General features: G+C 73.3%; 6 protein-coding genes. 3 read left to right on the forward strand and 3 right to left on the reverse strand.

Annotation, left to right across the window (positions count from 1 at the left end):
- The coding region (locus tag AC3A3H_RS00165; protein ID WP_487612510.1) for a phosphatase PAP2 family protein at positions 1 to 414 on the reverse strand (414 nt) is incomplete at its 3' end.
- A 78-nt stretch (positions 415 to 492) separates the two neighbouring features.
- Here AC3A3H_RS00165 and AC3A3H_RS00170 point away from each other — a divergent pair.
- Both AC3A3H_RS00170 and AC3A3H_RS00175 read left to right on the forward strand, forming a co-directional pair.
- Positions 493 to 930, forward strand: a complete 438-nt coding sequence (locus tag AC3A3H_RS00170; protein ID WP_487612511.1) for a hypothetical protein — start codon at positions 493 to 495, stop codon at positions 928 to 930.
- A 110-nt stretch (positions 931 to 1,040) separates the two neighbouring features.
- Positions 1,041 to 2,306 carry an MFS transporter gene (locus AC3A3H_RS00175; RefSeq protein WP_487612515.1) on the forward strand — a complete coding sequence of 422 codons (1,266 nt, stop codon included), beginning with the start codon at positions 1,041 to 1,043 and terminating at the stop codon, positions 2,304 to 2,306.
- Positions 2,307 to 2,398: 92 nt separating this feature from the next.
- Here the strand turns inward: AC3A3H_RS00175 and AC3A3H_RS00180 are convergent, their stop codons facing one another.
- The gene (locus AC3A3H_RS00180) at positions 2,399 to 3,040 is read right to left on the reverse strand and encodes a putative glycolipid-binding domain-containing protein (RefSeq protein ID WP_487612512.1); all 642 of its coding nucleotides are present in this window, start codon (positions 3,038 to 3,040) and stop codon (positions 2,399 to 2,401) included.
- Between the two features lie 101 nt (positions 3,041 to 3,141).
- The gene (locus tag AC3A3H_RS00185) at positions 3,142 to 4,311 is read right to left on the reverse strand and encodes a citrate/2-methylcitrate synthase (RefSeq protein WP_487612513.1); all 1,170 of its coding nucleotides are present in this window, start codon (positions 4,309 to 4,311) and stop codon (positions 3,142 to 3,144) included.
- Positions 4,312 to 4,362: 51 nt separating this feature from the next.
- On the opposite strand from AC3A3H_RS00185, the gene AC3A3H_RS00190 reads away from it, so the two are divergent.
- On the forward strand, positions 4,363 to 4,762 hold a 400-nt coding region (locus AC3A3H_RS00190; RefSeq protein ID WP_487612514.1), incomplete at its 3' end, for a MerR family transcriptional regulator.

Here is a 4,762-nt window from a genome sequence, read left to right on the forward strand (position 1 = left end):
CGCCGGCGCGTCGAGCGCGACACCGGTCGCGAACGCCACGGCGCTGGCCGTGTGGCCGGACGGGAAGGACGGCGAGGTCGGCGACCGGTCGAGCCGGCGCGCGATCGGAATGGCGGTGAGCGCCGGGCGGTCGCCGCCGACGAGCTGTTTGCCCACCACGTTGGCGACCAGGCTTGCGAGGCCGAGCGAGACGATCGCGCGCGCCGCCGCCCGCGGCCTCCCAAGGGCGACGAGCACGCCGGCCACGGCGAACCAGAGCGTGCCGTGGTCCGCGGCCCCGCTGAGCAGCCGCCAGAACCGGTCGACGCCCGGGCCGGTCGTGCGGTGGTTGATCCGGCGGGCGACGGCCTCATCGGCACGCACGGCACGGTCGGGGAGGCTGAACCGGGGTCTGCGGCGACGGGCGGCTGACATGGCACCACCGTACCCGCCCGCCCGGCGCCGTCCGCGATGTTCGCAATCGCCGCCCGCCTGGGCGGTAGGATCGTCGACGTGACCACGCACATCATCGCCGAACCCCGCACCGCAGAGACCGACGTCACCGACGAGCACACCGGCCTCGTCCGCAGCCTGAGCGGCACGATCCCGCCGATGCTCGGCAACCTGCTGGCCACTCTCGTCGTGCTGGTCACCCTGGTGCTCGGCGTGATCAGCCTGGTCGCGACCTGGACCGGCAACGCCGACGCGTTCCTCCCGCTCTTCCAGATGACGGTCGCCGGCACCGTGGTGTCGCTCAACGCGCTGTACGCACGCCGCACCTTCAGCTATGTCATCACGCTGATCGGCGCCGTCCTCTGGCTCTGGGTGTCGGTCACGCCGTTCGAGCCGATCTGGCAGGTCGTGCTGCAGGCGGTCACGGTGACGATCATGGCCTTCGGCCTCGTCTTCTCTCTCGCGGCGGTGTCCCTCAGCACGAAGCCCCGCTTCTGACCGGCAGCGAGGCCCCGGGCACCAAGGAGCCCGACGATACGAGCGCGCCGGGAACCCGGCCCGCTGAGCCGCGGCTCGCCCACGCGAAGCATTTCGTCGACCTCAGCCCGCTGAGGGAGTCGCCGGCCTTCGCGCGGCTCTGGCTCGGCGGCGCGATCTCCGGTATCGGCGGCCAGATGACGGTCGTGGCCGTCGGCCTGCACATCTACGACCTCACGCACTCGACACTGGCCGTCTCGCTCGTCGCGCTGTTCGCGCTCGGCCCGATGATCGTGTTCGGGCTGTACGGCGGAGTCCTCGCGGACGCGTTCGACCGGCGCATCGTCGCTCTGGTGACCGCGGTCGTCGCGTGGGCCTCCACGGCGGGGATCGCGACATTCGCCTGGCTGCACATCCAGGTGGTGTGGCCGCTGTACGTGCTCACGACGATCAACGCGGTCGCCACGGTCATGATCGGCGCGACCCGGCAGGCGATCACGCCGCGGCTGCTCCCCGCCCGGCTGCTCCCCGCCGCGAGCGCGCTCGGCGGAATCAGCGCGGGCGTCATGGTCACCGTGGGTCCCGCGCTCGCCGGCCTCCTCGTCGCGAGTGTCGGCATCCCGTGGACCTACACGGTCGACGTCCTCCTGTTCACCGCCGCGTTCCTCGGGATCTTCACGCTGCCGTCGATCCTCCCGGAGGGCGAGCGGCAGCGCGCGGGACTGAAGTCGGTCGTGCAGGGGCTCCGCTTCCTGAAGTCGGCGCCGAATCTGTCGATGACGTTCGTGCTCGACCTGATCGCGATGACGTTCGGCCAGCCGCGTGCGCTGTTCCCGGCGGTCGGCGCCCTGCTCATCGGCGGCGGACCGGTCACGGTGGGCATCCTGACCGCCGCCGGCGCGGTCGGCACGCTCGTGTCGAGCGTGTTCTCCGGCCGGCTCGGGAGCGTGCGCTGGCAGGGTCGCGCGGTGGAGCGGGCGATCATCGTGTACGGCGCCGCGATCCTCGGGTTCGGCATCGTGCTGGCGGTCGTCGCCTTCAGCGGGACGGCCGGCGGCAGCGCGTCGATCGCCGACGCGAACCTCCCCGCGCTCGTGGCCGCGACCGTGCTGCTCGCCGCCTCGGGCGCGGCGGACAACGTGAGCTCGATCTTCCGGATGACCATCCTGCAGGCGTCGGCCCCCGACGTGATGCGCGGACGGCTGCAGGGCGTCTTCACCGTGGTCGTGACCGGCGGCCCGCGGCTCGGCGACCTCTACATCGGCGTGCTCGCGCTCAGCGGCGCGCTGTGGTTCCCGCCGCTGCTCGGCGGCCTCCTGATCGTCGTGCTGGTCGCGACGATCGTGCGCGTCCGCCGCGGCTTCCGCGATTACGACGCCCTCGCCCCCACCCCGTAACTCCCACCTCCTCTCGCCGAGGGGCACGTCGTTGTCACTTTTCGGGCGCACAAGTGACAACAACGTGCCCCTTGGGTGATGCGTGCGGGTGGTCAGCGGGTGCGGGTGCGGATGCGGCGGGCGAGGCGCGGGTAGTCGATGACGAGGCCGTCCTCGTCCACGCCGAGGTCGGCGGTGAAGCCGCTGCCGACGCTCCGGTAGCGCACGACCGAGCGGCCGGCGCCCGGCTCGAACGGCTCCGCCGCGCTGTACGCCTGGCGGCTCGCGACCACCGCGAGGGACGGGAGGTCGACCCAGGCCATGGTGAGCTCCGTCTCCTCCAGGCCGCGCAGCGCGCCGAGCCGGAGGATCGGCATCGTGTTGGTGACCGGGCAGAGCGCCAGGTCGCAGTCCAGGGCGCCGTCCAGGCTCCCGGGATCCGCGATCCCCGCCGCCGCCAGCGGCTCGTCGTGGTACCGGTCCTCGCCGTGCGCGTACGACTCGGCGGCCCACCGGCCGTGGCCGTCGCGGGTGAGGACGAGCCAGCGGGTGAAACCGCGGCCGTCGACCGCGACCGACAGCCGGGAGGTCACCCAGTCCGGCCCGGTCTCCAGCGCCCAGCTCGTGACGTAGTCCGTCGTGCGCGATGTTCCCAGCGCGTCCAGCCGGTCGGGCGCGAACGTGACGACCGCCGCCTCCAGCCGCTCCGGATCCTCGTCGCCGATCCACTCCACGTGCCGCACCGCTCCGCGCATGGCGTCCTCCGTCGCTCGTGCGACCGCTGACGTGGCCGCCCGAGCAGCACGATACGCCCCGCCGCGCGGACCGCGACAGCGCCAGCAGCGGCGGGAACGGGTCAGGCCGCGAGCGTCGTCCTCGGCAAAGGCTGCGGCGCCACCGGGCCGACGTACCGCGACGACGGCCGCAGGATCTTGCCGTCCTCGGCCTGCTCCAGGATGTGCGCCGTCCAGCCCACCACCCGCGCCGCCGCGAACGTCGGCGTGAACAGCTCGCGCGGGATGCCGCACAGCTCCATGACGACGCCGGCGTAGAACTCGACGTTGGTGTGCAGCTGCCGTCCCGTCTTCAGCTCGGCGAGCAGCTGCTGGACGCGCTCCTCGACCTGCACCGCGAAGTCCACGCGGTCCCCGCCGAAGCCCTGGGCGACCTCCCTCAGCAGCACCGAACGGGGATCCTCGGTGCGGTACACCGCGTGGCCGAAGCCCATCACCCGGCCGCCCGAGCGCACCGTGTCGGTGATCCACTCGTCGATCCGGTCCGGCGACCCGATCGCGTCGAGCGTGTCGAGCGCCCGGCTCGGCGCGCCGCCGTGCAGCGGACCGGATAGGGCGCCGAGCGCGCCGCCCACCGCGGCGCCGACGTCCGCTCCGGTGGACGCGATGACCCGGGCCGTGAAGGTCGACGCGTTGAAGCCGTGGTCGATCGCGGCGGTCAGGTAGGTACTGAGCGCGTGCTCGTGGGCGGCGTCGGGGGTGCGGCCGGTGATCATCCGCAGGTAGTCGGCGACGTGCCCGAGGTCGTCGCGCGGCTCCACCGGCGTGCCGCCCTCCGCGTGGGCGTGCAGGGCGGCGAGCAGCACCGGAGTGACCGCCGCGACCCGGATCGCGTCGTGCAGCCGGGCCTCCTCGTCCTCGTCGTAGACCGGCCGCATCCCATCGGCCGCAGCGACCGCGGCGAGGGCCATCCGGAGCCCGGCCAGCGCGTCGCCGGCCGCAGTCAGCCGGGCGATCGCCGGCAGCAGTTCTGCGACCGCATGCGGGATGCGGCGCGCGGCGGCGATGCGGGACCGGAAGGCGGCGAGCTCCCCCGCCGACGGCAGCTCGCCGAACAGCAGCAGGTACCAGGCGTCCTCGAAGCTGCGCTCGCGCGCGAGGTCGATGGCCGAGTACTGGCGGTAGTGGTAGAAGCCCTCCTGCCCGCGCACGTCGCCGAGGGCGGTGCTGGCGGCGACGACGTTGGCGAGCCCGCGCGGGACGTCGATGAGGGTGTCGTTCATGCGGTCCATGCCAGTAGTGTGTACGTGGATTAAGCGTACGTCAACGTTGATCGGATCAATATGAGCGACCTCCCGCGGCTCACCGCCGAACAGACCGCAGAGCGCCTGGGCGTCAAGCTGGAGACCCTGTACGCGTACGTCGCGCGCGGCCTCCTCCACCGCGAGCGCACCGCGGGCGGGTCGACGTTCGACCCGCTCGACGTGGAGGCCTTCGCCTCGGCGCGCCGCCGCCGCGCCTCCCCCGCGCCGGTGCGCTCGGAGGGGCGCCCGCTGATGGTGATCGAGACGGACTTCGCCCTGATCGACGACGGCGAGCTGTACTACCGGGGACGACCGGCGGCCGAGCTCGCCGAGGAGCCGTTCGAGGTCGTGGCGCGCTGGGCGCTCACCGGGCGCTGGGACCCGTCGGCGCGGTTCGCGCCCGGCCCCGGGCTGGCGGCGGCCCGCCGGGTCGCGGAGG

It is taken from the genome of Leifsonia sp. Soil_N53, from assembly GCF_057655165.1.

Excerpts from the sequence above, each read along its gene's own strand:
- AC3A3H_RS00180 (WP_487612512.1), bottom strand. The coding sequence starts at position 3,040 with ATGCGCGGAGCGGTGCGGCACGTGGAGTGGATCGGCGACGAGGATCCG.
- AC3A3H_RS00185 (WP_487612513.1), bottom strand. The coding sequence starts at position 4,311 with ATGGACCGCATGAACGACACCCTCATCGACGTCCCGCGCGGGCTCGCC.